Raw genomic sequence first — 24,990 nt, forward strand, 5'->3', positions numbered from 1 at the left:
GCTTGCGCGCCCGTGGACAAACGAACGGTATCAGCCGTTGCGACGCGCCTGCGTTTCGGCGGGGCGCAGCTTCGCGGCCAGCTTGTCCAGCACGCCGTTCACGTACTTGTAGCCGTCGGAGCCGCCGAACGTCTTCGCGAGTTCGACGGCTTCGTTGATGATCACGCGGTACGGCGTTTCGACATGGTGCGTGAGCTCGAACGTCGCGATCAGTAGCACCGCGCGCTCGACCGGCGACAGCTGATCGATCGGACGGTCCAGCGACGGCGCCAGCGCTTCGACGAGCGTCGCATGCTCGCGGATCACGCCGTGCAGGATCGCTTCGAGCAGTTCCTTGTCAGCCTTGTCGTAACCGAGCGCGCCGCGCAGTTGCGCGTCGATCTCGCCGGAGGGCGCGTTCGACAGCAGCCACTGATACAGGCCCTGCGTCGCCAGCTCGCGCGATTGTCGGCGGGCGCTCTTCTTCATGCGCGCTCCTCTTCGTCGTCTTCGTCTTCCTCTTCGTCCTCGTCGTCGCCGAGCTGGTCGAGCGCCATCGTCAGGTTCGCCATCTCGACGGCGACGCGCGCGGCGTCACGACCCTTTTCGGTCATGCGCGCGACGGCCTGCTCGTCGTTTTCGGTCGTCAGGACCGCGTTCGCGATCGGCAGGTTGAAGTCGAGGCCGATGCGGGTGATGCCCGCGCCGCTCTCGTTCGACACGAGTTCGAAATGGTAGGTCTCGCCGCGGATCACCGCGCCGAGCGCGATCAGTGCGTCGAACTGGCCGCTTTCGGCGAGCTTCTGCAGCGCGAGCGGGATTTCCAGCGCGCCGGGCACCGACACGAGCAGCACGTCTTCACCGGTGACGCCGAGGCGTTCCAGTTCCTCGACGCACGCGTCGGCGAGGCCGTTGCACACGGGTTCGTTGAAGCGCGATTGCACGATGCCGATACGCAGGCCGTCGCCTTCGAGATTCGGTTGGTATTGTCCGATTTCCATGATCTGGTCCGTGGTGTGGATGAACGGTTATAGGGCGAAAGCGCCGTGGCGGGTTACGCGTGGGACGCCGGGCAGGACGTGGCTTCGCCGCCGGGCATCGGAATGAAGCCCGTGACTTCGAGGCCGTAGCCGGACATGCTGCCCAGCTTGCGCGGATTCGACAGCACCTGCATCTTGCCGACGCCGACATCGCGCAGGATCTGCGCGCCGATGCCGAACGTCTTGAAATCGACCGGCCGGCGCTTGAGCGCAGCGGCCTTTTCTTCCTCGTCGAACGCCTTGAAGACGTCGATCAGGTGTTCCTTCGTATCGCCGCAGTTGAGCAGCACGATCACGCCGAGGTCGCGCGCCGCGATCTCGCGCATCGCCGCGTCGAGCGTCCACGAATGGGTCGACACGCCCGTCTCGAGCAGATCGAGCACCGACAGCGGCTCGTGCACGCGCGCCGGCGTATCGACGTCGGGCGTCGGCGTGCCGCGCACCAGCGCGATGTGCGGCGAGCCGCTCGGCTGGTCGCGGTACAGCACCGCGCGGAACGTGCCGTGCGCGGTTTGCATCGTGCGCTCGGCGATCCGCTCGATGATCGATTCGGTGCGGCTGCGGTACTGGATCAGGTCGGCGATCGTGCCGATCTTCAGGTTGTGTTCCTTCGCGAATTCGAGCAGGTCGGGCAGGCGCGCCATCGTGCCGTCGTCCTTGATCACCTCGCAGATCACCGCGGCCGGGGTCAGCCCCGCGAGCGCGGTGAAGTCGCAGCCGGCCTCGGTATGGCCGGCGCGCACGAGTACGCCGCCCGGCTGCGCCATGATCGGGAACACGTGGCCCGGCTGCACGATGTGCTCGGGGCGCACGTCGTGCGCGACCGCCGTGGCGATCGTGTGCGCACGGTCGGCGGCCGAGATGCCGGTCGTCACGCCTTCGGCCGCTTCGATGCTGACCGTGAACGCGGTGCCGTACTGCGTGCCGTTGCGATAGGTCATCAGCGGCAGGTGAAGCTGCTTGCAGCGTTCCTGCGTCAACGTCAGACAAATCAGGCCGCGGCCGTACTTGGCCATGAAGTTGATCGCTTCCGGCGTGACGAATTCGGCGGCGATCACGAGGTCGCCCTCGTTTTCGCGGTCTTCTTCGTCGACCAGGATCACCATCCGGCCGGCTTTCAGCTCGGCGATGATGTCGAGCGTGGAGGCGAGCGTCATAAGGGGGCGAGAAAGAGGAAAGTGCGTATTTTACGCCAGCCGGACGGCGTTTCGGCTGGCGCGGGCCGCGTGCGGCCGGCGAGGCGCCGGAAAGCGCCGCGGCCGGCCTGCGCGCGGGTGCGGACGGTTGCGGGCCGGGCGTGTCCCGGCCGCGCGTCACGCGTGTTCGTTGCGCCCGCCGAGGTAATCGAGCTTGCCGAGTTCGACGCCGCTGTGGCGCAGGATGTCGTACGCGGTCGTCACGTGGAAGAAGAAATTGGGCAGCACGAAATTCAGCAGGTATGACTGGCCGGTGAACTCGATCGGGCCGACGCGCATCTTCAGCACGACCTGGCGCGCCTCGCTGCCGTCGATCTGCGCGGCGTCGAAGCTCTTCAGGTAGTCGATCGTCTTCTGAATGCGCGCATGCAGCTCGTCGAAGGTCTGCTCGACATCCGGGTAGCTCGGGATCTCGGCGCCGGCGAGCCGCGCGGCGCAGCCCTTGGCCGTGTCGGTCGCGATATAGATCTGGCGGACGAGCGGCAGCATGTCCGGGTAGAGGCGTGCGCCGATGAACACCGACGGATCGATCTGCTTTTCGGCCGCATGCGCCTGCGCTTTGCCGAGGATGTGTTGCAGGTTGGTGAGGCCGCGGATCAGGACGGGCAGCGAAGCCTGGTACATCGAGATGGACATGGGGACGACTCCAATGGGAAGAGGGGCGGCCGCTACGCGGCGCGTCGTGCGTGGCGGCGTGGAAACCGCTGTCGACGCATCTTAGCGCGATGGCATGACCCGTGCGCGTCGTTGGCCGTTCGGCCAGGTGTCGGCTGGCCGACGGGGCGGCCCGGCACGAAGTAGGGTGGGAGCAACGCCCGGTGGAGCGACAGGGCTGCGGCGACGCCCGGACAATGCCGGGCCGAACCGTCAGCCGTCATTTCATGTAGGGGACCGAGTTGGCCGATCAGTCCTGATGCACGCCCTGCGACGACGACAGCATCCGCTCCACATACCGCGCGATCATGTCGACTTCGAGGTTGACCTTGTCGCCGGCCTTCATGTGACGCAGCGTCGTGACTTCGACCGTATGCGGAATCAGGTTGATCGAGAATTCGCAGCCGTCCGCGCGGTCGTCGACCGTATTGACGGTCAGGCTCACACCGTTCACCGTGATCGAGCCCTTGTACGCGAGATAGCGGCCGAGTTCGCGCGGCGCGACGATCCGCAGTTCATGCGACTCGCCGACCGGCGCGAAGCGCGTGACGGTACCGAGGCCGTCCACATGACCCGACACGATATGCCCGCCGAGGCGATCGTGCGCGCGCAGCGCCTTCTCGAGGTTCACTGCGCCGGGCTGCGCGAGGCCGACCGTCCGGTTCAGGCTTTCGCGCGACACGTCGACGTCGAATGTGGCGTCGGTCTTTTCGATCACCGTCATGCACGCGCCCTGGATCGCGATGCTGTCGCCAAGCGCGACATCGGCCAGGTCGAGCCCGCCGGCGTGCACGGTCAGCCGCACGCCGGCATCGGCCGACGTGCCGAGCGGGGCGATCGTTTCGATGCGGCCGACGGCCGCGACAATTCCGGTAAACATCGTGACGATTCCGTTCAGTGAGAGGCGTCGGGCGGCGCGATGCGCGCGAGGATCCGCAGGTCGTCGCCGATCCGCTCGATACCGTGGAACGACAGCCGCGTGCGCGCATCGAGGCTGGCCGGCGCGGCGAGATCGAACATGCCGGCCGCGTCGGCGCCCAGCAGGCTCGGCGCCAGATACACCAGCAATTCGTCGACGCAGTGCTCGCGCAGCAGCGAACCGTTCAGCTTGTGGCCCGCCTCGACGTGCAGCTCGTTGACGCCGCGCGCGCCGAGCGCCGCCAGCATCGCGGGCAGGTCGACCTTGCCGTGCGCATTCGCGAGCGGCACGATTTCCGCGCCGCGCGACTTCAGCACGTTCGCGCGGACTTCGCCGGCGGCGTCGAGCCGGCCGCAGAAGATCAGCAGCGGCGCGCCTTCGAGCAGCCGCGCGTCGAGCGGCAGGTCGAGGCGGCTGTCCACCAGGATGCGTTGCGGCTGGCGCGGCGTGTCGATGCCGCGCACGGTCAGCAGCGGATTGTCCTCGCGCACGGTGCCGATGCCGGTGAGGATTGCACACGCGCGTGCGCGCCATGCGTGCCCGTCGAGGCGCGCGGCCTCGCCGGTGATCCACTGGCTCTCGCCGGACGGCAGCGCGGTGCGGCCGTCGAGCGATGCGGCGGTCTTCATCCGCACCCACGGCCGGCCGCGCGTCATCCGCGACACGAACCCGATGTTCAGCTCGCCCGCTTCATGCGCGAGCAGCCCGCAGCGCACGTCGATGCCCGCATCGCGCAGCATCCCGAGGCCGCGGCCCGACACCTGCGGATTCGGGTCTTCCATCGCCGCGACGACCTTCGCGACGCGCGCGTCGATCAGCGCGTTCGCGCACGGCGGCGTGCGGCCGAAATGGCTGCACGGTTCGAGCGTCACGTAGACGGTCGAGCCCGCGACGTCGTAGCCGCGCGAGCGTGCGTCCTTCAGCGCCTGCACTTCCGCGTGGTCCTGGCCGGCCGGCTGCGTGAAGCCTTCGCCGATCACGTCGCCGTCCTTGACGATCACGCAGCCGACGCGCGGATTCGGCGCGGTCGTGTACATGCCGCGCGCGGCGAGCGCGAGCGCGCGCTGCATGTGGGCGAAATCGGTGTCCGAGAACATGCGCGCGCCCCCGGGTCAGGCGGCGAGCGCCGCGAACGCGCGGCGCGCGGCCGCGAGCGTCGCGTCGATCACCGCGTCGTCGTGCGTGCTCGACACGAAGCCGGCTTCGTACGCGGACGGCGCGAAGTACACGCCCTCGTCGAGCATCAGGTGGAAGAAGCGGTTGAAGCGCTCGGTGTCGCTCTTCGTGACTTCCGCGAAGCTGGTCGGTACGCGCTCGGCGAAGTACAGGCCGAACATCGCGCCGATCGAATCGGCCGCGAACGGCACGCCGGCCGCGCGCGCTTCGGCCGCGAGGCCGTCGGCGAGCCGCTTGGTCTGCGCGGTGAGCGCGTCGTAGAAGCCCGGCGCCTGGATCAGTTGCAGCGTCTTCAGGCCCGCGGCGACCGCGATCGGGTTGCCCGACAGCGTGCCGGCCTGGTACACGCCGCCGAGCGGCGCGAGATGGGCCATGATGTCGCGGCGGCCGCCGAACGCGGCGGCCGGCATCCCGCCGCCGATCACCTTGCCGAGGCAGGTGAGGTCGGCCGCGATCCCGTAGTGCGCCTGCGCGCCGCCGAGCGCGACGCGGAACCCGCACATCACCTCGTCGAAGATCAGCACGGCGCCATGCTTCGTGCACAGCGCGCGCAGCGCGTTCAGGAATTCGGGCGTGCCGCGCACGAGGTTCATGTTGCCGGCGACCGGCTCGACGATCACCGCGGCGATCTCGTCGCCGAACGCGCCGAACGCCTCTTCCAGCGCGGCGACGTTGTTGTATTCGAGGACGGTCGTATGCTTCGCGATGTCGGCGGGCACGCCGGCCGACGTCGGATTGCCGAACGTCAGCAGGCCCGAGCCGGCCTTGACCAGCAGGCTGTCCGCGTGGCCGTGGTAGCAGCCCTCGAACTTCACGATGCGGCTGCGGCCCGTGAAGCCGCGCGCGAGACGCAGCGCGCTCATCGTGGCCTCGGTGCCGCTCGACACCATCCGCACCTGTTCGATCGACGGCACGAGCTTGCAGATTTCCTCGGCGATCTCGATCTCGGCTTCGGTCGGCGCGCCGAACGAGAAGCCGTCGGCGAGCACGTTCTGCACGGCCGACAGCACGTCCGGATGGACGTGGCCGACGATCATCGGGCCCCACGAGCCGATGTAGTCGATGTACTGCTTGCCGTCGGCATCCCAGAAATACGGGCCTTGCGCGCGCGCGACGAAACGCGGCGTGCCGCCGACCGAGCGGAACGCACGCACCGGCGAGTTGACGCCGCCGGGAATGGTCTTCTGGGCGCGTTCGAAGAGGATCTGATTGTTGGACATGAGCGAAACCTGCGAGAGAAGGGCGCGGGGGCCAGTGCACGGGCCGCGGCGCCTGGGCGGAACGATCGTCTGATTGTACCGGAGACGCGCGCGCCAAGCCCGCCGGGCGGTCTGCGGCCTTTCGGCGCGCGACGGGGAGGGCCGAGCGGAAGGCGGCCCCGATTCGCCCCGGTTTTCGCTTATCGCGGCGGCTTGCGCTTGCCCGTCAGCTCGGCCCAGCGCTTTTCGAGCGGACCTTCGACCATCGGCTTGATCGACGTGCCGGAACTCTGCGCGTCCCACGTCTGCACCGAGTACGGATGCACACGCAGCGCATCACGCGGAATCACGACATCCCGATGCGCGTCGACGAGCCAGTCGTACACGAAGTCGATGCACAGCCGGTAGCCGCGCTTGGTCGACGGATCGGGCACCTCGTACGGCGCGCGCGTCACATAGCCGGAGCCGAACACGCCCTTCGGTTCCTTCGCGACGCGGTGCAGGAACACGCGGTCGCCCGGCAGGATGCCGCGCGCGAAGCCGCAGCCCCACACGTCATGCACGGCCTCGCCGGCCTTCACGCGCGCGGCGACGTCGGGCAACTCGGGCCATGGCCATTTCTTGGGGCTCCAGATCAGCAGGAAAGCGGTCATCGGTTCGGTCGTGCGTCGAATTGATCAGACAAGAGGGGCGAGCAGCAGCAAGCTTAATCGAATCCGCCCGCGCGCTCGTTCGGCGCATGGCGACTGTGGGCGTATCTCCGCCCGCCGCCGCACCGGGCTCGAGGCAGGCAAAAAAGTTGCGCGTACAATCATGGACCTGAGCGCGCCGCTTGCGGCGCGGCCTCCCGTCTTCACCGTCACGCGCGCCCCGATGCGCGCGGGCTCCCATTCCGGATACCCATGTCTCACGTCGTCCGGCGCCGGCCCGATGCCCGGCTGATCCTGTTGCTCGGCGCGCTCGCGGCCTGCGGGCCGATCGCCACCGACATGTACCTGCCGAGCCTGCCGTCGATCGCCGCCGGCTTCTCCGTCAGCCCCGGCGCCGCGCAACGCACGCTGACGAGCTTCATGGCCGGCTTCTCGATCGGGATGCTGCTGTACGGCCCGCTGTCCGACACGTGGGGCCGCCGTCCCGTGCTGCTCGGCGGGATCGCGCTGTTCACGCTCGCGAGCATCGGCTGCTTCGTGTCGGGCTCGATCGACATGCTGATCGTCGTGCGCTTTTTGCAGGCGCTCGGCGCCGGCGCCGCGTCGGTGCTCGCGCGGGCGATCGCGCGCGACGCGCACGAGCCGAGCGACGCGGCGAAGGTGCTGTCGATGGTCGCGATCGTCACCGCGGTCGGGCCGCTGCTCGCGCCGCTGATCGGCGGCCAGATCCTGCGTTTCTCCGGCTGGCGCGGCGTGTTCGTCGTGCTGGCCGTGTTCGGCGCGATATGCGCGACGACCGCGTACCTGCGTGTGCCCGAAACCTGGCCGAAGGAGCGGCGCAAGAGCGCGGCCGTACTCGCGTCGTTCGCATCGTACGGGCGCATCCTGTCCGACCCCGTCGCATGGGGGCACATGCTGTGCGGCGGGATGGCGTTCGCGTCGATGTTCTCGTACATCACCGCGACGCCGTTCGTGTACATCGAGTATTTCCACGTGTCGCCGCAGCACTACGGGCTGCTGTTCGGCCTGAACGTCGTCGGGATCATGATCGGCAACTTCGCGAACACGCGGCTCGTCGGCCGCATCGGCTCGCTGCGCATCATTTCGGCCGCGTCGCTCGTGAGCTGCATCGCGTCGCTCGCGGTCGCGTTCGTCGCGCTGACGGGGTTGGGCGGGCTGTGGTCGATCGTCGTGTGCCTGTTCTTCGTCGTCGGCGTGGTCGGGATCCTGTCCGCGAACTGCACGACCGACCTGATGCACCGCTATCCGCACAACGCGGGCGCGTCGGCGGCCGTGTTCGGCGCGATGCAGCTCGCGCTCGGCGCGCTCGCGAGCGTCGCGATCGGCGCACTCGCGGACGGCACGCCGTTCGCGATGGGCGTGACGATCGGCGTTACCGGCGTGCTGTGCTTCGTCGGGCGCTATCTGGTGCTGCGCTGGCATGGACGGCCGGTGAAGGCGGGCGCCTGAGCGGCGCGGCGGAACTGGCGGAGGGCGCGAGTATGTCGACGATATTCGCGCAACCGGCAACCCGAGCGAACACCATGCCGATGTAACCCGGTCAGCCGGCGACGCGGGTCATTTCCGCGTCCGCATCACTTGGAACGGTCTGACGAGCGATTGTCGAGTCGATAGCTGCGCTTCGGGTGGGGCACGACACACACGGAGCAGCGGATTTTGTCTCATGGCGGACTCCAGAGGTATGCACGGATCCGACGCATCGCCTAAACAATAAACCGGTCTATTTGGCGAGGTGCAATCAGCGTGGCAGGCTTTCCAAACGCTGATTGTTCCACTGTCCATCCAAAATAGCCTGATAGAGCATGCCTAGAGTCAGTGGCACTTTGTCATACTTTTTTCGGTGTTTTCTGGAGAAGACCATCCGCGCCACTTCAATCAAGCTAAAGCCCTCTCCCGAGAAGTAGCGATTGAACTCAAAATCTCCAACTTGCACCGGAAATTTATCGAAGAAGCGCTCCATGAACTCGACCGCATCGTCGCCAGTGATATCCAAATCACCCTCGATGGCATGATTTTTTGTGAGAATTTTCTTGGGACTAACGCCGGCCTCCCTTCTCACAAAATCTTCAAACTCGTTCCATGTGAACTGGCTCATCAGAATACCTTGTCTTCAGGCTTAACAAGCGCGTTATAGCGCGACACGGAACGAATGCTGATCGTCGTGACATCCTTGGCAGCAATGACCCAGCCAACGACAGGAACCGCGCGCCCAACGAAAACCCCAATGTTTCTTACCAGAATGAACTTCAAGCGCTTGACGCTGGCATTGGTCAGCGTTGGGAGGATCTTCTTCTTCAAATCGTAGTCCAGATACTTGCGACTCAATATCGACGCAACAGAAGTACCCGGCGTGGTACCAAAGGGCTTCGCTCGTGTTGGCATCCAATTTTGACCGGCCACAATCGCAACCACTGCTGCTACATCGTCAACACCAAGCTCCTTGCATGTCTCATCGATAAAGACGAGAAAAACAGCTCCATCGGCGTGAGATCTCGATGTGTACCAAAGGCATAGGTATTGTTTATTATAGTATTCCTCTCTCAGGCTATCGACGAGGCTGATACCTCGAAGAGAACGATCCCTGCCTACCGTCCAGGGTACTGGCTCCCAGCGAAGGCGGGAATTTGATCCCTTCTGCTTTGTCCCATCGCTGGATATTGGTGGCCACGTTGGCCCCAATCGTTAGCGCAACTTGCTCCGCGGAATTTATCGGCGCGTAAATGCGCATTGCTGCTGCCCATGCGGCTGAAAAACGTGGTCTAGGCATATCCCTCTCCGCAAACTGGATGAACGTGATGCTGTCGGTGCCAATCGGGGTTCTGTGAGAAACGTGTCATTTCTCGCGTCGGACCGGGATGGCGGCGTCACGCGGAGTGAAGGAAGTTACCGAGCCTGGACAACTGCTGACAATTGGACTTGTTCGAAAATGGGAGCGTGTACGAACGTATGACGTCACGCGCAGCCCTCGGCAGAAGGCATCGTCGATGCATGCCGAGTCGCTGTGGTTCCGGGGGCGCTCATGCAAAACACCCCGAACGCCGGGCTTGAATCCAGCGTTCGGGGTGTCGTGGGTCGACGGTATTTCGCCGAGCGTCAATCCCGCGCGACGTCCTTCGCCGCCGGCGACGCGCCGTGGCTCAGCCAGTCGAGCACGTCGGCCGTTTCGTCGTCGTTCGCCCGCGCGCGCGCCTGCGCGACGGCCTCCGGCAATTCGCCGTTGGTCGACGCGCGACGGATCGCGACGCCGACCGCGAGAATGTCGATCATCAGCAGATGCAGGACCCGCGAGATCATCGACAGCTGCGACTCGCGCATCTCGATGTGATCGGTCTCGAGCGCGACGGTCGCTCGCTTCGCGAGCGGCGTGTTGCTCGACGTGATCGCGATCACCTTCGCGCCGGCCTGCATCGCGACGTCGAGCACGCGCAGCAGCTCGGGCGCGCGTCCCGACTTCGACACCGCGACGATCACGTCGCCCTTGCCGAGCAGCGCGGCCGACGCGGCCTGCATGTACAGGTCGCCGTACGCGATCGTCGGGATCCCGAAGCGGAAGAACTTGTAGTGCGCATCCTGCGCGACGATGTTCGAGTTGCCGAGCCCGTAGAACTCGATGCGGCGCGCGCCGTTCAGGATCTCGATCGCGTTTTCGACGTGCTCGAAATTCAGGTGCTCGCGCAGCTGCAGGATCGCGGACACCGTGTTGTCGAGCACTTTCGCGCCGAAGTCGGTGGCCGTATCGCCGAGATGCACCTGGCTGTGGCTCATCGGGATCGTGCCGGTGAGGCCGGTCGCGAGCTTCAGCTTGAAATCCGACAACCCCTGGCAGCCGAGCGAGCGGCAGAAGCGGATCACCGTCGGCTGGCTCACGTCGGCCTTGCGCGCGATGTCGACGATCGGGTCGTTGATGATCGAGCGCGGATGGTTCAGCGCGAGATCGGCCACGCGGCGCTCGGCCGGCGTCAGCGCGTCGCGCATCTGGCGGATCCGCTCGAACACGGCCGACGACGCGCCGCCGGAACGGTTCGACAACTGCTCCGCGAGAATCGCCGATACGCCGAGGAACGCCGGGTATTCGGCGGTGATCAGGTAGGTCGGGATGTTCTCGAGATAGTGCGTGAAGCGGCCCTTCGCCTCGAAGCGCGCGCGGAACGACGAGCGCGTGAACAGTTCGCCGAGCTTCAGCGCGACGCCGCCGCCGATGTACACGCCGCCGAGCGCGCCGAGCGTGAGCGCGACGCTGCCGGCGAACGCGCCGAGAATCCCGCAGAAGCATTCGACCGTCTCGAGCGCGAGCGCGTCGCCCGCATGCGCGCGCTCGACGATCTCGACCGTGTCGACGGACGCGGCCACCCGCTTCTTGTCGCGCGCGGCGAGCGCACGATAGATGATCTCCATGCCCGGGCCCGCGCACACGCGTTCGAACGACACGTGCGGAAACTTCTTGCGCGCATACTGCAGCACCAGATCCTCGCGCTCGTCCTGCGGCGCGAACGATGCGTGACCGCCTTCGCTGCCGAGCGCGATCCAGCGGTCGTCGGCCGGGATCAGGCCCGACACGCCGAGCCCGGTACCGGGCCCGAGCAGACCGATCACGCTGTTCTGGCGGCGCGCGCCGCCGCCCACCTGTACGCGCTGCGCATCGGTCAGGCCCGGCAGCGCCATCGCGAGCGCGGTGAAGTCGTTGACGACCAGCAGCGTGTCGAAGCCGAGCGCGCGGCGCGTTGCCTCGATCGAGAAGCTCCAGTCGTGATTGGTCATCGTGACCTGGTCGCCGTCGACCGGGTTTGCGATCGCGATCGCCGCGTGGTTCACGCGGCTGATCTTCACGTCCTTCAGATACTTGCGGATCGCGTCGGTGATCGTCGGATAGTCGGCGCCGGGATACACGCGGATCTGCGTGATCTCGCCCGGGCCGGTTTCCAGCGCGAAGCGCGCGTTGGTGCCGCCGACGTCCGCGAGCAGGCGCGGGCCGTCGGCATGCTGACCCGCGACGACCGCCTTACTTTGCGCACCAGTAGACATCGAGCTGGGTCCCCTTGTCGTTGGCCAGTTGGGAAATCGCGTTCTTCTGCAGCGACGCGGCCGCGGCGTCGAGCACGTCGCGTTTGCGGGCGCCCGCGATCAGCAGGAACAGCCGGTCGACACGCTTCAGCGCATCGAGCGAATAGCTCACGCGTGCATGGGGCGCGGCGCCCGGATGCACGGCGACGAACCGCTCGGGTGTCGTGATCGCGTGGTCCCATTCGGGCGCGTCGGCGAAGATCGACGCGGTGTGGCCGTCCTCGCCCATGCCGAGCACGGCGACGGTCGGCACGCGGTAGTCGGCGTTCGCGTTGAGCGCGGCGACGTGCGCGTCGAGCGTGGTGCGCGTGTCGACGAGCGGCAGGAAGCGGGCAGGGGCCGCCGCGTGTTGCAGCAGCGTGTCGCGCACGAGCTGCGCGTTGCTGGCCGCGTCGTCGTCCGGTACCCAGCGGTCGTCGACCAGCGTGACGTCGACGCCGGCCCAGTCGAGCGCCGCGTGCGACAGCGTGTGCAGGAACGGGCGCGGGCTGGTGCCGCCGGACACCGCGAGCGTCGGACGCGCGGGGCGGGCGAGCGCCGCGCGCAGCGCATCGCCGACGGCGCGCGCGAGCGCTTCGCTTTGCGCTTCCTGGGTGTCGAAAGCGTGGATCTCGATCACATCTCCTCCGGACTGCTTTGTCTGTTCAAATCGTACGAATCGTGACGCACGTTGCCGCGTACGGTGGCGTACGCGGCAACGGTTTGTATCAGTTTTCTTCTTCGAGCCAGCAGGTGTCGTGCTGCGCGAGCATCGCGCTCGACGCGGCCGGCCCCCACGTGCCCGCCGCATACGGCTTCGGCGGCTTCAGCGTGCGCGCCCATTCGTTCAGGATCGGCTCGACCCACTGCCATGCGGCTTCCTGTTCGTCGCGACGCACGAACAGCGCGAGCCGGCCGTTGATCACGTCGAGCAGCAGACGCTGGTACGCCTCCATCTGCCCTTCCTTGAAGAACTGGTCGAACGCGAGATCGAGGTGCACGCTCGCGAGATTCATCCCTTCGCCCGGCTGCTTCGCGAGACAGTACAGGCGGATCGTCTCGTTCGGCTGCAGCCGGATTACGAGACGATTCGCACCGGCGCGCAGCGCGGAGGCCCCAAGCGCCGAGTGTGGCACCGGGCGGAAGTTGACGACGATCTCCGCGACGCGGTCGGCCAGACGCTTGCCGGTGCGCAGGAAGAACGGCACGCCGGCCCAGCGCCAGTTCTCGATCTCGACTTTCAGCGCGACGAAGGTTTCGGTCTGGCTGTCGGGCTTCACGCCCGGCTCGGTCGCATAGGCCGGCACCTGCGCGCCCTTGATCACGCCCGCATGATACTGGCCGCGCACGGCAACCTTGCCGATGTCGCGCGGGTCGACCGGCTTCAGCGCACGCAGCACGCGCAGCTTTTCGTCGCGCACCGAGTCGGAATCCATCGAGTGCGGCGGCTCCATCGCGACGATCGACAACAACTGCAGCAGGTGGTTCTGCACCATGTCGCGCAGCGCGCCCGTATTGTCGTAGAAATCGCCGCGCGCCTCGACGCCGAGCTCCTCGGCGATCGTGATCTGGATGCTCTCGACCCATTCGCGGCGCCACAGCGGCTCGAACAGCGCATTGCCGAAGCGCAGCGCGAGCAGGTTCTGTACCGGCTCCTTGCCGAGGTAGTGGTCGATCCGGTAGATCTGGCCTTCCGCGAAGATCTCGCCGACCGCGTCGTTGATCGCATTCGACGATTTCAGGTCGTAGCCGAGCGGCTTCTCGAGCACGATGCGCGAGCCTTCGCTCAGGCCGACCGACGCGAGCGCGTTGCAGATCGGCACGAACAGCGACGGGCCCGTCGCGAGATAGAACACGCGGATGCCGGGCAGCGACGCGATCGCGTCGCGCAGCACGACGTAGTCCTCCGCGCGGCCGAGATCGAGCTTCACGTACTCGATGCGGTCGAGAAACGACTTCCATGCCGCGTCGTCGAATGCGTTGCCGGCCGCCTTCGCCGCATGCGGCTTCACGTGCGTGTCGACCCATTCGAGATAGGCCGCCCGATCCGATTCGTGTCGCGCCACGGCGACGATCCGGCCGCTCGCCGCCAGCATGCTCGCGCGGTGCGCTTCGAACAGCGCGGGCAGGATCTTGCGCATCGACAAATCGCCGGTGCCGCCGAAAAGTACGAAGGTAAAGCTGGAATCGGTATGCATGTGTCTCCGCCGTGTTGGGGGTGCTCGGAAGCGATCCGTAGTGCGATAAAAATATTTTTGACACTGAATTGTAGTTTAACTACAATCCGCCGCAAGGGGTAGCACCTGGGTGAAGAAAAAAAGAAGTGCGGTCGATGAACTGCGCGAGCTTCGCCTTCGGGAACGCCTTGTGCCGAATGTTATCGGACATTGGCGGCGCGCATCGTTGGCGCGCCGTCGGCCCCGGGCTCGCGTCGCATCATCGCGGCGGGCCAGAAACACAAAGAGGAGACACGCCGTTGAATCTCGATTCACGCTTTCTGTAAGAGCCCGGCCGGTCATCGGCCCCGTACGCTGCATGCGTCCCGCGGCTCGATTTCCCCGTCGTTATCAAGAAGCCGGTTCCCGGTCAGGGAACCTCACGAGTTGATTCAGTCTGGAGGAGATAAGTAATGAAAGTTCGCTCGATCATGGGCGCGCTCTGCGCCGCAGGCCTGATGGCTGGCGCCGTGGCGGCGCAGGCAGCCGAGAACGTAACCGTGCTGCACTGGTGGACCTCGGGCGGCGAGTCGAAGGCCGTCGGCGTGCTGAAGGACGACCTGCAGAAGCAGGGCTACGTGTGGAAGGACTTCGCGGTCGCGGGCGGCGCCGGCGCCGCGGCGATGACCGCGCTGAAGACCAAGGTGATCAGCGGCGATTCTCCGTCGGCTGCGCAGATCAAGGGCCCGCTGATCCAGGACTGGGCCGACCAGGGCGTGCTCGTCAACATCGATTCGGCTACCGGCGACTGGAAGCAGAACCTGCCGCCGGAAATCGACAAGATCATCAAGTACAAGGGCCATACCGTCGCCGCGCCGTTCTCGGTGCACCGCGTCAACTGGCTGTACATCAACAAGGCCGCGCTCGACAAGGTCGGCGCGAAGGTGCCGACCACCTGGCCGGAATTCTTCGCGGTGGCCGACAAGCTGAAGGCCGCGGGCATCCAGCCGGTCGCGATGGGCGGCCAGCCGTGGCAGGACCTGACGCTGTGGGAAGACGTCGTGCTGTCGCAGGGCCCGGCGTTCTACAAGAAGGCGCTGGTCGACCTCGACCAGGCGACGCTGACGTCGCCGCAGATGCTGTCGGTGTTCGACACGGTGCGCAAGATCCAGGGCTACTTCGACACCGGCCGTAACGGCCGCGACTGGAACCTCGCGACCGCGATGGTCATCAACGGCAAGGCCGGCATGCAGTTCATGGGCGACTGGGCGAAGGGCGAGTTCGAGAACGCCGGCAAGAAGGCGGGCAAGGACTACGTGTGCGCGCCGGTGCCGGGCACCGCGAATTCGTACACGTTCAACGTCGACTCGTTCGTGTTCTTCCAGCAGAAGGGCGAGAAGAACGCGACGCCGGGCCAGCTCGCGCTCGCGAAGACGATCATGACGCCGGACTTCCAGGAGCAGTTCAGCCTGCTGAAGGGTTCGGTGCCGGTGCGTCTCGGCGTGAAGATGGACAAGTTCGACGATTGCGCGAAGAAGTCGTATGCCGACGAGCAGACCGCGATCAAGTCGGGCGGCTTCGTGCCGTCGCTCGCGCACGGCATGGCGCAAGGCGACGCGACCGCCGGCGCGATTACGGACGTCGTGACGAAGTTCATGAACTCGCAGCAGGATTCGAAGAGCGCGGTCGCCGCGCTCGCGAAGGCCGCGAAGGTCAAGTAACGCGCGCCAGGCGCCCGGCCGGAAACGCTTCGTCGGCCGGGCGTTTTTGCATGTGCAGCAAACGGGCTCGCCCGCGGGCCCGTGCCGTACCCGGCGCCGGCCCGGCCTGCGTCGCCCTCGTTCCAGGAGTCGAATCAAGTGGCTGCCCCTCTTAGCGGAAACGGATCCGGCGCTGCCGCCGCACGGCGTGCGTCGCCGATGTCGGCCTTCGCCGATCGCTGGATCCCGAAGCTCGTGCTCGCGCCGAGCGTCGCGATCGCCGTGGTGTTCATCTACGGCTTCATCCTGATTACCGGCTATCTGTCGCTGACCCGCTCGCGGCTGTTGCCCAACTACGAATTCGACGGCTTCGGCCGTTACACGGACCTGTTCCAGAACGACGTGTGGTGGACCTCCGCCGCGAACCTCGGGTGGTTCGGGATCCCGTTCATCGCGATCTGCGTCGGGCTCGGCCTGTTCCTCGCGATCCTGCTCGACCAGCGGATCCGCAACGAAGGCGCGCTGCGCGCGATCTTCCTGTACCCGATGGCGCTGTCGTTCATCGTGACCGGCACCGCATGGCAGTGGATCCTGAACCCGGGCCTCGGCCTCGAGAAGGTGATGCACGACTGGGGCTGGACGAGCTTCTCGTTCGGCTGGCTCGACGATCCGGACAAGGCGATCTTCTGCGTGGTGATCGCGGCCGTGTGGCAGTCGACCGGCTTCGTGATGGCGCTGTTCCTCGCGGGGCTGCGCGGCGTCGACGGCGAGATCTTCAAGGCCGCTCAGGTCGACGGCGCGACGCTGCCGACCATCTACCGCAAGATCGTGATCCCGAGCATGCGCCCGGTGTTCTTCTCGGTGCTGCTGATCCTCTGCCACATCACGATCAAGACCTTCGACCTCGTCGTCGCGCTGACGGCGGGCGGCCCGGGCACGTCGTCGTCGCTGCCGGCCATGTTCATGTACACGTTTTCGTTCAACCGCGGCCAGCTCGGGCTCGGCGCGGCGTCCTCGGTGATGATGCTCGCGACCGTGGTCGCGGTGCTGGTGCCGCTGATGTATATGGAATCGAGGAGCACCCGCAATGCAGCCTAAGATGACGATCAGCCGGGCAGTGATCTATGCGGCACTGATCCTGTTCGCGCTGTATTTCCTGTTCCCGATCTACGTGATGCTGTCGACGTCGTTCAAGGACCTCGACCAGCTGCGCACCGGCAACCTGCTGACGCCGCCCACCACGTGGACCGTCGACCCGTGGGTGAAGGCATGGAGCGGCGCCTGTACCGGCGTGCGCTGCGACGGGATGAAGCCGTTCTTCCTGAACTCGCTGCAGATGGTGATCCCTGCCGTGCTGATCTCGTCGCTGATCGGCGCGTTCAACGGCTACGTGCTCACCCACTGGCGCTTTCGCGGCGCCGACGCGCTGTTCACGATGATGCTGGTCGGCTGCTTCATCCCGTTCCAGGTGATCCTGCTGCCGATGGCGCGCCTGCAGGGGATGCTCGGCCTCGCGAACACGATTCCGGGCCTCGTGTTCGTGCACGTCGTGTACGGGATCGCGTTCACGACGATGTTCTTCCGCAACTTCTACGTGAGCGTGCCGGCTGAACTCGTGAAGGCCGCGCGCATCGACGGCGCCGGCTTCTTCACGATCTTCACGAAGATCCTGCTGCCGGTGTCGCTGCCGATCTTCATGGTGTGCCTGATCTGGCAATTCACGCAAATCTGGAACGACTTCCTGTTCGGGATCGTGTTCTCCGGCGTCGATTCGATGCCGATCACGGTCGCGCTGAACAACCTCGTCAACACGTCGACGGGCGTGAAGGAATACAACGTCGACATGGCCGGCGCGATCATCGCCGCGCTGCCGACGCTGCTCGTCTACATCGTCGCCGGCCGCTACTTCGTGCGCGGGCTGACGGCGGGCGCGGTGAAGGGGTAGGCGCGGCTTCATCCGATACGACGAACCGGCTGCGCACCACGCGCGGCGCATCGAAACGAACCCGACGCGGCGCCCGAGCGCGCCGCGCGAGACGAGACAGAGGATTCACAGCATGGCAAGCCTTTCCATCCGTGACGTGTACAAGACCTACCCGAACGGGGTGCCGGTCCTGAAGGGTGTCGACATCGAGATCGAGGACGGACAGTTCCTGATCCTGGTCGGCGGTTCGGGCTGCGGGAAATCGACGTTGCTCAACATGATCGCCGGGCTCGAGACCGTCACGAGCGGCGAGATCTGCATCGACGGCAAGGTCGTCAACGACCTGTCGCCGAAGGATCGCGACATCGCGATGGTGTTCCAGTCGTACGCGCTGTATCCGTCGATGACGGTGCGCGAGAACATCTCGTTCGGCCTGAACATCCGCAAGGTGCCGAAGAACGAACAGCAGCAGATCGTCGACCGCGTGTCGGCGATGCTGCAGATCCAGCACCTGCTCGACCGCAAGCCGGGCCAGCTGTCGGGCGGCCAGCGCCAGCGCGTCGCGATGGGCCGCGCGCTCGCGCGCGATCCGTCGCTGTTCCTGTTCGACGAGCCGCTGTCGAACCTCGACGCGAAGCTGCGCATCGAGATGCGCGCGGAAATCAAGCTGCTGCACCAGCGTCTCGGGACGACGATCGTCTACGTGACGCACGACCAGATCGAGGCGATGACGCTCGGCGACCGGATCGCGGTGATGAAGGACGGCGTGGTCCAGCAGTTCGGCGCGCCGCAGGACATCTACGATTCGCCGTCGAACCTGTTCGTCGCTGGCTTCATCGGCGCGCCGCCGATGAACTTCATCAACGGCAAGCTGGTCGAGCAGGGCAGCGGGATCGCGCTCGAGATCGACACGGGCCTCGCGCGCAGCGCGCTGATCCTGCCGTTCGACGCGGCGAAGCTGAAGTCGCACGTCGGCCGCGAGGTGATCCTCGGCCTGCGTCCGGAGCGCATCACCGACGCGCGCAACGCACATCACGGCGAGGCATCGAAGCTGCAGCCGATCGACGTGCGCGTCGACGTGACGGAGCCGACCGGCCCGGACACGCACGTGTTCGCGCAGGTGAACGGCAAACGGATCGTGAGCCGCGTGCACCCGGCCGCGAACCCGCAGCCGGGGCAGACGCAGTCGCTGCTGTTCGACGTGTCGAAGGCCGTGCTGTTCGATCCGGCGTCGGAAGAGCGGATCGCGTGACGCGACGCTTGCGCTGAACGAAAGACGAAGGGGCCGTTTCGATGAACGGCCCCTTTTTCGTTTCGGCGATGCGGCTGACGCGTCCGCGGATGCGCCGGTCAGGTCAATGCGGTAACCGTACGTCGAACTTGAACGTCGCGAGCCGTGCGACGAGGATGAAGCCGGTCGCGAGCAGCACGCTGTACACCGAGTCGAACTGCAGCCACACGAGCAGCAGGTAGAACCAGCAGCCGACGAACGCACAGGTCGCGTACGGCCGGGAATCGCGCAGGATCAGCGGAATGTCGTTGCACAGCACGTCGCGGACGATCCCGCCGACCACGCCGGTGATCACGCCCATCATCACCGCGATGAAGCGCGGCATCTCGGCGTCGAGCGCGATCGACGTGCCCGAGATGCTGAAAATGCCGAGCCCGATCGCGTCGGCGATCAGCAGCAGCCGTTCGGCCGACAGCCGCGACAGCATCCGCAGCACGAACGGCGCGAACAGCGCGAGCACGAAGATCGCGATCACGTAGTCGTCGTGCACGACCCAGTAGAACGGCCGGCGCTCGAGCAGGATGTCGCGCAGCGTGCCGCCGCCGAAGGCGGTCGCGAGCGCGACGACGAACGTGCCGACCGAGTCGAGGCGATTCTTGCGCGCCTCGATGAACCCCGAAATCGCGAAAGCCAACGTGGCGATCGCCTCCAGTACCGCGATCGCGAGCGTCAGCCTAGGATGCGGCACGCGGCCCCCGGTCGGCCGGCGCCGCGTGCGGCTGCAGCAGCACGAGCACCGCGCCCGCGCCGCCGTCGTGGCCACGCGCCTCGCAGAACGCGATCACTTCTTCCTTCTGCACGAGCCACGCGCGCACCTTGCCCTTCAGCACCGGTTCCTTGCCGATCGAGCCGAGCCCCTTGCCGTGGATCACGCGCAGGCAGCGCAGCCCTTTCTTGCCGGCTTCGCGGATGAATTCGGCGAGCGCATCGCGCGCTTCGTCGCGCCGCATGCCGTGCAGATCGATCTGCGCCTGCACGATCCACGCACCGCTGCGCAGCTTGCGCACGACGTCGCGGCTGATGCCGGGGCGGTGGTAATAGAGCGAGTCGTCGCTGTCGAGCAGCGTCTCGGGATCGAATTCGTCGGACAGCGTCGCGTTCAGCACGGCTTCCTCGTCGCGCTGCGTCTGCTTCGGCACCGGGTCGGGCGGCATGCGGCCCGACGACGCGCGCGGCGGCGCGTTCAGCGGCCGGATCGTGCCGATTTCGTTGCGGAACAGGTTCGCGTCGGCTTCCGCCTTGCGCTCGGCCTGCGCGGCTTCGACGCGTGCGCGTTCGCGACGATCGGCCTCGCCTTGCAGCGATTTGCGCAACGCGCCGAGGCCCGCGAGCCCCTGGCCGCGCAACGCGGCCGCATCGGGCGCGGGCGGCGGCGCGGCGGGCGCCGGGGTCACGGGACGGGCAGCGATCTTCCGCTTCGCGGGATCGCTCGGATGGGGCTGGTTCTTCGCCATGATTCGGTAACAGGGCAGGCGCGTTCGGGCGCGCGGGCAAAAAAAGCCGCTGCGCGGCGGCAGCGGCTTTCCGGTCGAGCCCGCTTCGCGGCAGCGGACGCCATTGTAGCGCCCGCCGCGGCAAGCCTTCCGGCTTACTTCTTGTCGTGCAGGCTTTCGAGGTAGCGCTGCGCGTCGAGCGCGGCCATGCAGCCCGTGCCCGCGCTGGTGATCGCCTGGCGGTACACGTTGTCCTGCACGTCGCCCGCGGCGAACACGCCCGGCACGCTCGTCGACGTCGCGTTGCCTTGCAGGCCGCTCTTCGTCAGGATGTAGCCGTCCTTCATCTCCAGCTGGCCCTGGAACAGGTCGGTGTTCGGCTTGTGGCCGATCGCGACGAACACGCCCTGCACGTGCAGGTCTTCCGTCGAGCCGGTCTTCACGTTCTTGATACGCAGGCCCGTGACGCCCGATTCCTCGCCCGTCACTTCGTCGAGCACGTGATCCCACTTGATGTCGACGACGCCTTCCTTTTGCTTTTCCAGCAGGCGGTCGATCAGGATCGGCTCCGCGCGGAACTTGTCGCGGCGGTGGATCACCGTGACCTTCTTCGCGATGCCGGTCAGGTAGAGCGCTTCCTCGACCGCCGTGTTGCCGCCGCCGATCACCGCGACTTCCTGGTTGCGATAGAAGAAGCCGTCGCACGTCGCGCAGGCCGACACGCCCTTGCCCATGAACGCTTCCTCGGAGGCCAGGCCGAGATACTGCGCGGACGCGCCGGTCGCGATGATCAGCGAGTCGCACGTGTATTCGCCCGAGTCGCCGATCAGCCGGATCGGCTTTTCGTGCAGCTTCGCGGTGTGGATGTGGTCGAAGACGATTTCGGTGTTGAAGCGCTCCGCGTGCTCCTGGAAGCGCGCCATCAGTTCCGGCCCTTGCACGCCCTTCGCGTCCGCCGGCCAGTTTTCGACGTCGGTCGTGGTCATCAGCTGGCCGCCCTGCGCGATGCCGGTGATCAGCACCGGGGACAGGTTGGCGCGTGCCGCATAGACGGCGGCCGTGTAGCCGGCGGGGCCGGAACCGAGAATCAGGACTTTGGCGTGTTTGGGCGTGGACATGTGCGAATCCGTAAAAGGCGGCTGCGGCGGGCGGGATGCGGCTCGCCGGACGGTCCGGGGTGACCGGGATGCCGTCATAGATGGGTATCAGACGCGCATTATAAAGGCCCCGTTGCTGCGCTGCCGAACGAGAGTTTCAATCGTGGCGATAGCGTTTCGCGGCGTGCCCCGCGTATCGCGGCGGCGAGGCGGGCGGCAGCTTGGCCGGCGGCGGCGCGTTGTCGCAGACGTGGGCCTCGGCTCCGCATGGCGCGGCCGGCCATGCCGGTTCGGCACCCGGTCCCCGCTATGTAACCGTCATTTACACTTGGCGGCGCGGTGCAGCGTTTACAATAAGCGCGATCGAACGACAGGCGGGCGCACGGCCCGTCCTCTTTATACGGATTCATGGCAAAAGCTCCTTATTCCGCCCAGGCACAGGCGTTGCCGCACCGGATGTCGAAGCTCCTCACGGAGATCCGCTGGATTCTCCAGGTTGCGCTCTGCGCTTTTCTGGTGATGGCCCTGCTGAGCTACAGCCGGCGCGATCCGAGCTGGACGCACGCCGCCCAGGTCGATCACATCTCGAACTGGGCCGGTCGCGTCGGCGCGTGGACGGCCGACATCATCCTGCTGCTGTTCGGCCTGTCGGCCTACTGGCTGATCGTGCCGCTCGGGCGGCGCATCGCCGTCAACTACCGCCGCATCACGCGCCACGACGCGATTCCGGACGAACCGGAGCGGCCGATCGGCTGGCTCACCGAGATCTTCGCGTTCGTGCTGGTCGTGCTCGCATGCGACGGCATCGAGGCGCTGCGCATGTGGTCGCTGAAGGTGCAGTTGCCGCGCGCGCCGGGCGGCGTCGTCGGCGAGGCCGTCGCCGGTGCGATGTCGCACGCGTTCGGCTTCACGGGCGGCACGCTGCTGCTGCTGATCGCGCTCGCGATCGGCCTGTCGCTGTATTTCCGTTTCTCGTGGCTGTCGGTCGCCGAGCGCGTCGGCGGCGCGATCCTGTCCGCGGTCAACGTCGCGAAGCTGCGCCGCGAGGCCGAGCGCGACCGCAAGCTCGGCGAGGCCGCTGCCGTGCGCCGTGAAGGCAAGGTCGAGGAGGAGCGCGTGCGCATCGAGGATCACGAGCCGGTGACGATCGTGCCGCCGGTCGTCACGCCGGCGAAGTCCGAGCGCGTCGAGCGCGAACGCCAGGTGCCGCTCTTTACCGACCTGCCGGGCGATTCGACGCTGCCGCCGGTGTCGCTGCTCGACCCGGCGCCGAAGACGCAGGAAGCGATTTCCGCCGATACGCTCGAATTCACGTCGCGGCTGATCGAGAAGAAGCTGAAGGACTTCGGCGTCGAGGCGAGCGTCGTCGCCGCGTATCCGGGCCCGGTCGTCACGCGCTACGAGATCGAGCCGGCCACCGGCGTGAAGGGCAGCCAGATCGTCAACCTCGCGAAGGATCTCGCGCGTTCGCTGTCGCTCGTGTCGATCCGCGTGGTCGAGACGATTCCCGGCAAGAACTACATGGCGCTCGAGCTGCCGAACCAGCGTCGGCAGACGGTGCACCTGTCCGAGATCATCGGCTCCGAGGTGTATGCGGCCGCATCGTCGGCGCTGACGCTGAGCCTCGGCAAGGACATCGGCGGCAAGCCGGTGTGCGCGGATCTCGCGAAGATGCCGCACTTGCTGGTGGCCGGCACGACCGGTTCGGGCAAGTCGGTCGGGATCAACGCGATGATCCTGTCGCTGCTGTACAAGGCCACCGCCGAGCAGGTGCGCCTGATCCTGATCGATCCGAAGATGCTCGAAATGAGCGTCTACGAAGGCATTCCGCACCTGCTGTGCCCGGTCGTCACCGACATGCGCCAGGCTGGCCACGCGCTGAACTGGACGGTCGCGGAGATGGAGCGCCGCTACAAGCTGATGAGCAAGCTCGGCGTGCGCAACCTCGCCGGCTACAACAACAAGATCGACGAGGCGGCGAAGCGCGAGGAGAAGATCCCGAACCCGTTCAGCCTGACGCCGGAAGATCCTGAGCCGCTCGGCCGCCTGCCGAACATCGTCGTCGTGATCGACGAGCTGGCCGACCTGATGATGGTCGTCGGCAAGAAGGTCGAGGAGCTGATCGCGCGGATCGCGCAGAAGGCGCGCGCGGCCGGCATCCACCTGATCCTCGCGACGCAGCGGCCGTCGGTCGACGTGATCACGGGCCTGATCAAGGCGAACGTGCCGACGCGGATCGCGTTCCAGGTGTCGTCGAAGATCGACTCGCGCACGATTCTCGACCAGATGGGCGCCGAATCGCTGCTCGGGATGGGCGACATGCTGTATCTGCCGCCTGGCTCGGGGCTGCCCGTGCGCGTGCACGGCGCGTTCGTCGCCGACGACGAAGTGCATCGTGTCGTCGAGAAGCTCAAGGAGCAGGGCGAGCCGAACTACGTCGAGGGTCTGCTCGAAGGCGGCACCGCCGACGGCGACGAGGGCTCGGCCGGCGCGGGAACCGGCGAAGGCGGCGGCGAGTCTGATCCGCTGTACGACCAGGCGGTCGAGATCGTCATCAAGAACCGCCGCGCGTCGATCTCGCTCGTGCAGCGTCATCTGCGGATCGGCTACAACCGCGCGGCGCGGCTGCTCGAGCAGATGGAGCAGTCGGGGCTCGTGTCGGCGATGTCGTCGAGCGGCAACCGCGAAATTCTTGTGCCGGCGCGCGACGCGGAATGAGTCCGCGGCGCCCGCGGCGCCGGCCACCCACGGAGAAAACCGCATCATGCAGCAACTTTCGTTCGCCCCTTCCCTTCGTTCGACGCGGCGCTGGCTTGGCGCGGCGCTCGCCGGCGCGTCGCTGATGCTCGCGGCGACGCACGCGTTCGCGGGCGGCACCGAGCAACTGAAGGCCTTCGTGTCGCAGGTCCGTTCGGCGAAGGGCGATTTCACGCAGCAGATCGTCAAGGCGCCGGCCAAGGGCGCGAGCGCCGCGCAGGCCGCGCCGAAGCCCACCGACAATTCGAGCGGCACGTTCGTGTTCGCGCGGCCGGGCAAGTTCATCTGGACGTACCAGAAGCCGTACCAGCAGGTGCTGCAGGCCGACGGCGACAAGCTCTACGTGTACGACCGCGACCTGAACCAGGTCACCGAGCGCAAGCTGAACGGCGCGCTGGGCGCGAGCCCGGCGGCGATCCTGTTCGGCAGCAACGATCTCGACAAGAACTACACGCTGCGCGATGCCGGCGAGAAGGGCGGCATCGAATGGCTCGAGATGTTGCCGAAGGCGCAGGACACGCAGTTCCAGCGGATCGGCATCGGTTTCCGCAACGGCACGCTCGCCGCGATGGAACTGCACGACGTGTTCGGCAACGTGACGCTGCTGACCTTCACGAACATCCAGACGAACCCGTCGCTGAAGGGCGATACGTTCAAGTTTGTCGTGCCGAAGGGCGCGGACGTGATCAACGGCTGACCTTCGCCGCGCCGTTTTCCCGACACGGGCCTGCCGGCAACGGCAGGCCCGTGTTGTTTTG

22 protein-coding genes and 1 pseudogene are annotated in these 24,990 nt (G+C 66.6%); 7 read left to right on the top strand and 16 right to left on the bottom strand.

Annotated elements, in window-relative coordinates:
- Positions 1–30: 30 nt before the first annotated feature.
- The 8 genes from nusB to CFB49_RS04315 all read right to left on the bottom strand — a co-directional run bounded on the left by nusB (position 31) and on the right by CFB49_RS04315 (position 6,816).
- Positions 31–468, bottom strand: a complete 438-nt coding sequence (nusB, locus tag CFB49_RS04280; protein WP_006476662.1) for a transcription antitermination factor NusB — start codon at positions 466–468, stop codon at positions 31–33.
- Positions 465–980, bottom strand: a complete 516-nt coding sequence (ribH, locus tag CFB49_RS04285; RefSeq protein WP_006476661.1) for a 6,7-dimethyl-8-ribityllumazine synthase — start codon at positions 978–980, stop codon at positions 465–467. Before ribH ends, nusB begins: the two co-directional genes overlap by 4 nt.
- Positions 981–1,033: 53 nt before the next feature.
- Entirely contained in the window at positions 1,034–2,176 is a 1,143-nt protein-coding gene (gene ribBA, locus CFB49_RS04290; RefSeq protein ID WP_069621141.1) for a bifunctional 3,4-dihydroxy-2-butanone-4-phosphate synthase/GTP cyclohydrolase II, read from the bottom strand.
- A 156-nt stretch (positions 2,177–2,332) separates the two neighbouring features.
- A complete protein-coding gene (locus CFB49_RS04295; protein ID WP_089490762.1) occupies positions 2,333–2,851 on the bottom strand; it encodes a DUF1993 domain-containing protein in 519 nt (172 codons plus the stop codon).
- 268 nt (positions 2,852–3,119) lie between these two features.
- A complete protein-coding gene (locus CFB49_RS04300; RefSeq protein ID WP_089490763.1) occupies positions 3,120–3,749 on the bottom strand; it encodes a riboflavin synthase in 630 nt (209 codons plus the stop codon).
- A 14-nt stretch (positions 3,750–3,763) separates the two neighbouring features.
- Positions 3,764–4,885, bottom strand: coding sequence for a bifunctional diaminohydroxyphosphoribosylaminopyrimidine deaminase/5-amino-6-(5-phosphoribosylamino)uracil reductase RibD (gene ribD / locus CFB49_RS04305; RefSeq protein WP_089434677.1), 1,122 nt, complete (start codon positions 4,883–4,885; stop codon positions 3,764–3,766).
- 15 nt (positions 4,886–4,900) lie between these two features.
- The gene (gene hemL, locus CFB49_RS04310) at positions 4,901–6,184 is read right to left on the bottom strand and encodes a glutamate-1-semialdehyde 2,1-aminomutase (RefSeq protein ID WP_089490764.1); all 1,284 of its coding nucleotides are present in this window, start codon (positions 6,182–6,184) and stop codon (positions 4,901–4,903) included.
- Positions 6,185–6,363: 179 nt separating this feature from the next.
- The gene (locus tag CFB49_RS04315) at positions 6,364–6,816 is read right to left on the bottom strand and encodes a hypothetical protein (RefSeq protein ID WP_089490765.1); all 453 of its coding nucleotides are present in this window, start codon (positions 6,814–6,816) and stop codon (positions 6,364–6,366) included.
- Between the two features lie 249 nt (positions 6,817–7,065).
- On the opposite strand from CFB49_RS04315, the gene CFB49_RS04325 reads away from it, so the two are divergent.
- Positions 7,066–8,283, top strand: a complete 1,218-nt coding sequence (locus CFB49_RS04325; RefSeq protein ID WP_069621136.1) for a Bcr/CflA family multidrug efflux MFS transporter — start codon at positions 7,066–7,068, stop codon at positions 8,281–8,283.
- A 289-nt stretch (positions 8,284–8,572) separates the two neighbouring features.
- Here CFB49_RS04325 and CFB49_RS04330 read toward each other — a convergent pair whose 3' ends face one another.
- The 5 genes and pseudogenes from CFB49_RS04330 to zwf all read right to left on the bottom strand — a co-directional run bounded on the left by CFB49_RS04330 (position 8,573) and on the right by zwf (position 14,072).
- Positions 8,573–8,929 carry a DUF1493 family protein gene (locus tag CFB49_RS04330; protein WP_089490766.1) on the bottom strand — a complete coding sequence of 119 codons (357 nt, stop codon included), beginning with the start codon at positions 8,927–8,929 and terminating at the stop codon, positions 8,573–8,575.
- Positions 8,929–9,359 (bottom strand): annotated as a pseudogene (locus tag CFB49_RS04335) (STM2901 family protein). Before CFB49_RS04335 ends, CFB49_RS04330 begins: the two are co-directional and overlap by 1 nt.
- A gap of 568 nt (positions 9,360–9,927) precedes the next feature.
- Positions 9,928–11,856, bottom strand: a complete 1,929-nt coding sequence (locus tag CFB49_RS04340; RefSeq protein ID WP_089490767.1) for a bifunctional transcriptional regulator/glucokinase — start codon at positions 11,854–11,856, stop codon at positions 9,928–9,930.
- Positions 11,834–12,514, bottom strand: a complete 681-nt coding sequence (pgl, locus tag CFB49_RS04345; RefSeq protein ID WP_069621132.1) for a 6-phosphogluconolactonase — start codon at positions 12,512–12,514, stop codon at positions 11,834–11,836. Before pgl ends, CFB49_RS04340 begins: the two co-directional genes overlap by 23 nt.
- A gap of 88 nt (positions 12,515–12,602) precedes the next feature.
- A complete protein-coding gene (zwf, locus tag CFB49_RS04350) occupies positions 12,603–14,072 on the bottom strand; it encodes a glucose-6-phosphate dehydrogenase (protein ID WP_069621131.1) in 1,470 nt (489 codons plus the stop codon).
- 431 nt (positions 14,073–14,503) lie between these two features.
- Between zwf and CFB49_RS04355 the strand changes: the two genes are divergently transcribed.
- The 4 genes from CFB49_RS04355 to CFB49_RS04370 all read left to right on the top strand — a co-directional run bounded on the left by CFB49_RS04355 (position 14,504) and on the right by CFB49_RS04370 (position 18,906).
- Entirely contained in the window at positions 14,504–15,751 is a 1,248-nt protein-coding gene (locus CFB49_RS04355) for an ABC transporter substrate-binding protein (protein ID WP_089490768.1), read from the top strand.
- Positions 15,752–15,889: 138 nt separating this feature from the next.
- Positions 15,890–16,828 carry a carbohydrate ABC transporter permease gene (locus CFB49_RS04360; RefSeq protein ID WP_069621130.1) on the top strand — a complete coding sequence of 313 codons (939 nt, stop codon included), beginning with the start codon at positions 15,890–15,892 and terminating at the stop codon, positions 16,826–16,828.
- Positions 16,818–17,675: a carbohydrate ABC transporter permease gene (locus tag CFB49_RS04365; RefSeq protein WP_011544828.1), complete on the top strand. Its 858-nt coding sequence runs from the start codon at positions 16,818–16,820 to the stop codon at positions 17,673–17,675. Before CFB49_RS04360 ends, CFB49_RS04365 begins: the two co-directional genes overlap by 11 nt.
- Positions 17,676–17,787: 112 nt before the next feature.
- The gene (locus tag CFB49_RS04370; protein ID WP_069621129.1) at positions 17,788–18,906 is read left to right on the top strand and encodes an ABC transporter ATP-binding protein; all 1,119 of its coding nucleotides are present in this window, start codon (positions 17,788–17,790) and stop codon (positions 18,904–18,906) included.
- A 103-nt stretch (positions 18,907–19,009) separates the two neighbouring features.
- Here CFB49_RS04370 and CFB49_RS04375 read toward each other — a convergent pair whose 3' ends face one another.
- The 3 genes from CFB49_RS04375 to trxB all read right to left on the bottom strand — a co-directional run bounded on the left by CFB49_RS04375 (position 19,010) and on the right by trxB (position 21,496).
- Complete coding sequence (locus CFB49_RS04375) at positions 19,010–19,633, bottom strand: trimeric intracellular cation channel family protein (protein WP_069621128.1); 624 nt, start codon at positions 19,631–19,633, stop codon at positions 19,010–19,012.
- Positions 19,620–20,399 (bottom strand): Smr/MutS family protein, encoded by a 780-nt coding sequence (locus tag CFB49_RS04380; protein WP_069621127.1) that lies wholly within the window; start codon positions 20,397–20,399, stop codon positions 19,620–19,622. Before CFB49_RS04380 ends, CFB49_RS04375 begins: the two co-directional genes overlap by 14 nt.
- A 134-nt stretch (positions 20,400–20,533) precedes the next feature.
- Entirely contained in the window at positions 20,534–21,496 is a 963-nt protein-coding gene (gene trxB, locus CFB49_RS04385; RefSeq protein ID WP_089490769.1) for a thioredoxin-disulfide reductase, read from the bottom strand.
- Between the two features lie 387 nt (positions 21,497–21,883).
- Here trxB and CFB49_RS04390 point away from each other — a divergent pair, with 387 nt between their 5' ends.
- Together CFB49_RS04390 and lolA are read left to right on the top strand one after the other, a co-directional pair.
- Complete coding sequence (locus tag CFB49_RS04390; protein ID WP_069621126.1) at positions 21,884–24,193, top strand: DNA translocase FtsK; 2,310 nt, start codon at positions 21,884–21,886, stop codon at positions 24,191–24,193.
- Positions 24,194–24,239: 46 nt separating this feature from the next.
- Positions 24,240–24,929 carry an outer membrane lipoprotein chaperone LolA gene (gene lolA / locus CFB49_RS04395; protein WP_069621125.1) on the top strand — a complete coding sequence of 230 codons (690 nt, stop codon included), beginning with the start codon at positions 24,240–24,242 and terminating at the stop codon, positions 24,927–24,929.
- The last annotated feature ends 61 nt before the right edge of the window (positions 24,930–24,990 follow it).

It is taken from the genome of Burkholderia sp. AU17457 (assembly GCF_002223255.1).
Taxonomy (GTDB): Bacteria; Pseudomonadota; Gammaproteobacteria; order Burkholderiales; family Burkholderiaceae; genus Burkholderia; species Burkholderia sola.

Excerpts from the sequence above, each read along its gene's own strand:
- nusB (WP_006476662.1), bottom strand. The coding sequence starts at position 468 with ATGAAGAAGAGCGCCCGCCGACAATCGCGCGAGCTGGCGACGCAGGGC.
- ribH (WP_006476661.1), bottom strand. The coding sequence starts at position 980 with ATGGAAATCGGACAATACCAACCGAATCTCGAAGGCGACGGCCTGCGT.
- ribBA (WP_069621141.1), bottom strand. The coding sequence starts at position 2,176 with ATGACGCTCGCCTCCACGCTCGACATCATCGCCGAGCTGAAAGCCGGC.
- CFB49_RS04295 (WP_089490762.1), bottom strand. The coding sequence starts at position 2,851 with ATGTCCATCTCGATGTACCAGGCTTCGCTGCCCGTCCTGATCCGCGGC.
- CFB49_RS04300 (WP_089490763.1), bottom strand. The coding sequence starts at position 3,749 with ATGTTTACCGGAATTGTCGCGGCCGTCGGCCGCATCGAAACGATCGCC.
- ribD (WP_089434677.1), bottom strand. The coding sequence starts at position 4,885 with ATGTTCTCGGACACCGATTTCGCCCACATGCAGCGCGCGCTCGCGCTC.
- hemL (WP_089490764.1), bottom strand. The coding sequence starts at position 6,184 with ATGTCCAACAATCAGATCCTCTTCGAACGCGCCCAGAAGACCATTCCC.
- CFB49_RS04315 (WP_089490765.1), bottom strand. The coding sequence starts at position 6,816 with ATGACCGCTTTCCTGCTGATCTGGAGCCCCAAGAAATGGCCATGGCCC.
- CFB49_RS04325 (WP_069621136.1), top strand. The coding sequence starts at position 7,066 with ATGTCTCACGTCGTCCGGCGCCGGCCCGATGCCCGGCTGATCCTGTTG.
- CFB49_RS04330 (WP_089490766.1), bottom strand. The coding sequence starts at position 8,929 with ATGAGCCAGTTCACATGGAACGAGTTTGAAGATTTTGTGAGAAGGGAG.
- CFB49_RS04340 (WP_089490767.1), bottom strand. The coding sequence starts at position 11,856 with ATGTCTACTGGTGCGCAAAGTAAGGCGGTCGTCGCGGGTCAGCATGCC.
- zwf (WP_069621131.1), bottom strand. The coding sequence starts at position 14,072 with ATGCATACCGATTCCAGCTTTACCTTCGTACTTTTCGGCGGCACCGGC.
- CFB49_RS04355 (WP_089490768.1), top strand. The coding sequence starts at position 14,504 with ATGAAAGTTCGCTCGATCATGGGCGCGCTCTGCGCCGCAGGCCTGATG.
- CFB49_RS04365 (WP_011544828.1), top strand. The coding sequence starts at position 16,818 with ATGCAGCCTAAGATGACGATCAGCCGGGCAGTGATCTATGCGGCACTG.
- CFB49_RS04370 (WP_069621129.1), top strand. The coding sequence starts at position 17,788 with ATGGCAAGCCTTTCCATCCGTGACGTGTACAAGACCTACCCGAACGGG.
- CFB49_RS04380 (WP_069621127.1), bottom strand. The coding sequence starts at position 20,399 with ATGGCGAAGAACCAGCCCCATCCGAGCGATCCCGCGAAGCGGAAGATC.
- trxB (WP_089490769.1), bottom strand. The coding sequence starts at position 21,496 with ATGTCCACGCCCAAACACGCCAAAGTCCTGATTCTCGGTTCCGGCCCC.
- CFB49_RS04390 (WP_069621126.1), top strand. The coding sequence starts at position 21,884 with ATGGCAAAAGCTCCTTATTCCGCCCAGGCACAGGCGTTGCCGCACCGG.
- lolA (WP_069621125.1), top strand. The coding sequence starts at position 24,240 with ATGCAGCAACTTTCGTTCGCCCCTTCCCTTCGTTCGACGCGGCGCTGG.